The sequence below is a fragment of the Anaplasma marginale str. Florida genome (assembly GCF_000215485.1).
Classification (GTDB): Bacteria; Pseudomonadota; Alphaproteobacteria; order Rickettsiales; family Anaplasmataceae; genus Anaplasma; species Anaplasma marginale.
On sequence record NZ_AFMS01000050.1, the window covers coordinates 1 to 4,616 of the forward strand.

The 4,616-nt window shown below is 49.8% G+C and carries 4 protein-coding genes; 3 read left to right on the forward strand and 1 reads right to left on the reverse strand.

From position 1 onward, the window contains the following. Nucleotides 1-620: 620 nt before the first annotated feature. Entirely contained in the window at nt 621-1,283 is a 663-nt protein-coding gene (locus tag GAC_RS01495; RefSeq protein WP_010267453.1) for an O-methyltransferase, read from the reverse strand. Between the two features lie 244 nt (nt 1,284-1,527). Here GAC_RS01495 and GAC_RS01500 point away from each other — a divergent pair, with 244 nt between their 5' ends. The 3 genes from GAC_RS01500 to topA form a co-directional block, all read left to right on the forward strand. Further along, the gene (locus GAC_RS01500) at nt 1,528-1,845 is read left to right on the forward strand and encodes a DUF2671 domain-containing protein (RefSeq protein ID WP_010264171.1); all 318 of its coding nucleotides are present in this window, start codon (nt 1,528-1,530) and stop codon (nt 1,843-1,845) included. A 214-nt stretch (nt 1,846-2,059) separates the two neighbouring features. Further along, nucleotides 2,060-3,457, forward strand: coding sequence for an NAD(P)H-hydrate dehydratase (locus GAC_RS01505; RefSeq protein WP_010264174.1), 1,398 nt, complete (start codon nt 2,060-2,062; stop codon nt 3,455-3,457). A 127-nt stretch (nt 3,458-3,584) separates the two neighbouring features. Continuing rightward, a partial coding sequence (gene topA, locus GAC_RS01510) for a type I DNA topoisomerase (protein WP_037349093.1) occupies nt 3,585-4,616 on the forward strand: 1,032 nt, incomplete at its 3' end.

A 4,616-nucleotide genomic window follows, 5' to 3' on the forward strand; every position in this document is an offset into this window, starting at 1 on the left:
CTAAAAACACATAGCAAAGGTAAGATCACAACCGTTGCGGCTTTGATCTTTGAGATCCCATAATCTCGTTCTACAAAATCGACCTTGTTATTTTGCTCGTTGTCGGTGTATCTCTTTTTCACCTAGAACCCCTATCATGCACTACGCCGAGGTGAAGATGGTAACGTGTGCGTACATACCGCAATTCAAACCTCCCGGGCCCATACAATAATACGTACCCGCGACAAAGGCAAATTGGATTTCACACCAACTGGAGATTGTTTGACACACATAGCACTAAGTAGCCAGGTTTATGGTCTTGCCACTGCAGCGGGTACACCACAACCTTTAGCGGCAATTGTGGTATTGTAGCAAAGCCGCAGGTACACGGCATGTAGTTTCCTGGCATACTCCGCGCTTGAGTTTGTGACACCCATGACGGTTCGGATCGACGCAGACGCGCCACCGCGGGCTCCTGAAGTAACTCTGTGCCACACGTTTGTACATCTCCGTAGCAAGCCCGAAAGGCCGCCCACTAGCGCCGGACCAGAGCTGCGGAGTAAGACCCTGCACACTTACGTCTGCCACGCCTGTGCCGGTTCGGAGCAGCACAGGCGTGCGCAACACGGAGGTGCTCTACTTTACCTCAGCTTTAGTGCAACCAATGTTCCTTCCTCAGTCGGAATCACAGAGGCGAGATAGTCCTGCTTATTGGACAGTCTCTCATTGAAGCGCCGCATGCTAGTGTGTGCACTTGCAGGGACTCCATCTGAGGGTGTATCACCAGACACTGTGCGATAGAGGAATACGTTATCGGCGACCAACAGCCCACCTTTCCTTACATTTACCTCAGCCCAGTCAAGATAATCACAGTAGCCGGACTCGTTCGCATCTATGAACATCATGTCGAATGGGGATTTGTCCTCCAAATCTTTTTTAAGTACGTGCAGCGCGTCTCCGCAAAGCACAGTGATCTTGTCCGCCATTCCGCATTTTGCGATGTTTTGCCTCGCCGCGGCGCAGTGTTGTTCATCCTTCTCTATGGTATATACGCGTCCCTCAGGAGGTAGAGCCCTCGCCATGCATATTGCTGAAAAGCCTACGCATGTTCCAACCTCTACTATGGACTTGGTTCCAGTAACTCGGATCAGAAACTGCAGCAACCGACCCTCAACGAATCCCACCTGTCCCTTTACCCACCTTTCGGGTGCCGACGCATGAACTGACAACGCATCACTATCGTCAATCCCAAAACACCTGTCGACATATTGCTCCAGCTGTGCACTGGATAAAACACTACGCATGACAGTACCTCATCGCAAAAAAACAGGCTCAGTGTACTGCTTTTAAAAAAAACAACAGAGATAGGGTGATAAAATTGTCACTACTGCAAAAAAATGTGGTATGTGTCCATATTCATATGTTTGTCAAAGCCTATTTTGTGTTACCATGGCGCGTGTGGTTTATGCTGGCGACGAGTTGAATAGGAGTGTTGTCGAATGAGTGTTTGTACGCATTGTACAGCTGTAAAATATCTGAGGGTGTGTGATGTCTAGGGCCGATGCTGGTAGTGATGGGATGTCAGCCTTTGATGATCCTGCTTATAGAGAAAGGTATAGGGAGAAGTTTATTGAGGCCCAGAAGCGGGGCATGGATATGGTTGTGTATCCAGACGGGGCTATAGTGCTCATCGAGAACAAGATGGTGATGTACACTTACGGTTGGCACAAGAGACGTAGGGATTTTGAGCGCGTCAAGGCCGGGTCTATGTCTGCTGCGGTATCTAGAAAGAGGAGCAGTGTTACCAGAGATGTCCCTAGTGAGGCCAGTAGCACTGTGCAGTCTGATGAGGACGAGTACGCTTAACCTTGCCTGAGCGCTAGCCTGGAGTTGGCCTGAGCGTCTGCGCGGCGCCCCGAGTTACAGAGCGGTGGGGCTGCGCGTGGTTAGTGGCTGTGCCGCGGCCCTTCAATAATAATTTGCGGCACGCGGTCCGGTTCTAGGTTTCTGTAATTTGGACAGGGGTTGCGTACGCGCGCGTTCTGCTGTATAGCTCTCCTGCTTCTTTATGAGTTGTGTGATGTCTTTGATACTCTCGGTGGCGCAATTCAGGGTTTTTGAGCAAGGTTCTGCCGTGCCTGTTGAGGAATTGATTCTCAGGGCTGGGGCCGCCGTGGTTGAGGAGGTAGTTAGGTATTTTCCCAAAAGACCGGTTCTGGTTTTGTGTGGACCGGGCAATAACGGCAAAGATGGAGCAGTGGTTGCGGGTTTGCTTGAAAAAAGCGGGTGGCCGGTTAGAGTGCTCAGCTATCGCGGGGGAGCTAGGAGTGAGGGTTTACCTGCGTTGACTCCAGAAGGCTTCTCTATACACGAAGACGTGATCATAGATGCTATTTTTGGTATAGGGCTTTCTCGTCCTATGGATGAGGGTTTGCAAAAGATTGTGTCAAAAATAAATTCAAGCGGTAAATACGTCGTTGCCGTGGATATGCCGAGCGGCATAAATAGCGATACGGGGGAAGTGATGGGGGCCGCGATCAGGTCTGATCTTACAGTTACGTTTTCTTGCTTGAAGTTTGGGCACGTCATTTCCCCGGGTCGGTACCACGCGGGTGAGGTACGCATTAAGGACATAGGGTTGGAGGTTAATGGAGCTCAGGCCTTTCGTAATACTCCGGATTTGTGGAGGGCGCTAATTCCTAGGCCGGATTATAAATCACACAAGTACAATAGGGGATACGCGGCTGTATGCTCTGTGGGGGTGCGGTCTGTTGGGGCGGTAAAACTGGCGGCTCTGGCGGCTTTAAGGATAGGGTCCGGTGCGGTTGCTGTTGCCTGTGCTGATGAGGAGATTTGTCTGTATGCCAGTGCTCTGACTGCAGTGATGTATAAGCCATATGAGGAAGTGCTTAGTGATTCTAGGGTCACAACGTTATTGATCGGGCCGGGTGGCGACGTTCTTGATGATGCCTTGAGGTACAAGGTGCTTGTTGCGCTTAACTCTGGCAGAAAGTGCGTACTAGATGCTGGGGGCATATCTGTTTTTCAGAGTGATCCTAACATGCTACTATCGCGTATTGCCGGAGGGAATGTTGTGATGACCCCTCACGAAGGGGAGTTTAAGCGAGTATTTCCAAGTTTGAAAGGAAGCGTTGTCGAGAGGGCTAGAGATGCCGCGCGAATATCTGGGGCAATAATCGTGCTTAAGGGGCATGATACCGTAATTGCTCAGCCAGACGGAAGCGTGGTTGTAAACAACAACGCGCCCAGCTCTTTGGCTACTATTGGGAGTGGTGACGTGCTTGCAGGCATTATTACTGGACTTATCGCCGCGGGGATGCCAGAATTTGCTGCAGCGTGCTGCGGCGTGTGGATACACGGTGAATGCGGGAAGAGGTACGGGATCGGGCTTATCGCTGATGACATAATACAGCAGATTCCCAGGGAACTTAATCTTCTTGTCAATGGGGCAGCTTAGGTTTTGCGGGTTAGCGGTTGATACCTCACCTGTAGTCTACGTGTCGAAAATCCTTTCCAAGGACTTTATTTTATAATATTAGGTTGCTAGCTTCTGCTAGGGGCGGTTTTCTCATGTAGGTTTAGTGATGGGCGTGGTTATTGTAGAATCTCCTTCTAAGGCGAAGACTATTTCCAAGTATTTAGGGGGAAAGTACAAGGTAGTAGCTTCTTTTGGCCACGTTAGGGACTTCCCAGCAAAGAGTGGCTCTGTGGATCCCGATGATGACTTTCGTATGATTTACGAAATTATTCCCAAGTCGGAAAAGTACATAGATAAGATCGTCAAAACCGTAAGCTCGGAGAAGAGCGGCATATATCTGGCTACGGACCCCGATCGCGAAGGTGAGGCTATAGCTTGGCACATAGTTGAAGTATTGCGCGAACGCAGCGCAATTGGTGAAGATGTTGCGGTCAACAGGATGGTCTTCAATGAAGTGACCAAAAGGGCGGTTAATGCGGCCATAAATGATTGCCGGAGCATCAACATGGATTTGGTTCACGCACAACAGGCTCGTAGAGTCTTGGACTACCTGGTGGGCTTTACTCTTTCCCCTTTGCTGTGGAGGAAGCTTCCCGGTAGTAAGTCGGCCGGCAGAGTTCAGTCAGTGGCGCTGAGGCTGATTTGCGAGCGAGAGCACGAAATAGAGCAGTTTGATTCTAAGGAGTACTGGGATATTGAAGTACTGCTGAAAAATAATAGCGGCGAGAAGCTCACTGCAACATTAAAGCACTACAATGGGGAAAAGCTGGATAAATTTGCCATACCCGACGCTGACAGCGCTAATGCCATAGCTGAACATGTGCGAAATGGCACGTATCATGTCGCTTCTGTGGAGGCAAAACAGACCAAGCGCAATCCTTATCCCCCGTTTATCACATCTAGCTTGCAGCAGGAGGCCTCTACTAAGCTTGGCTTTTCGGCAAAAAACACCATGATGGTTGCCCAAAAGCTGTATGAGGGCGTGGATATTGGGGGGGAGACTGTCGGGTTGATAACATACATGCGTACCGATGGATTTTATATTTCCACTGAAGCGATATCTTACATTCGTGACACAATTAAGATGCAATTTGGTGATAAATATCTCACAAAGTCCCCGCGGCAGTATGTGAAGAAG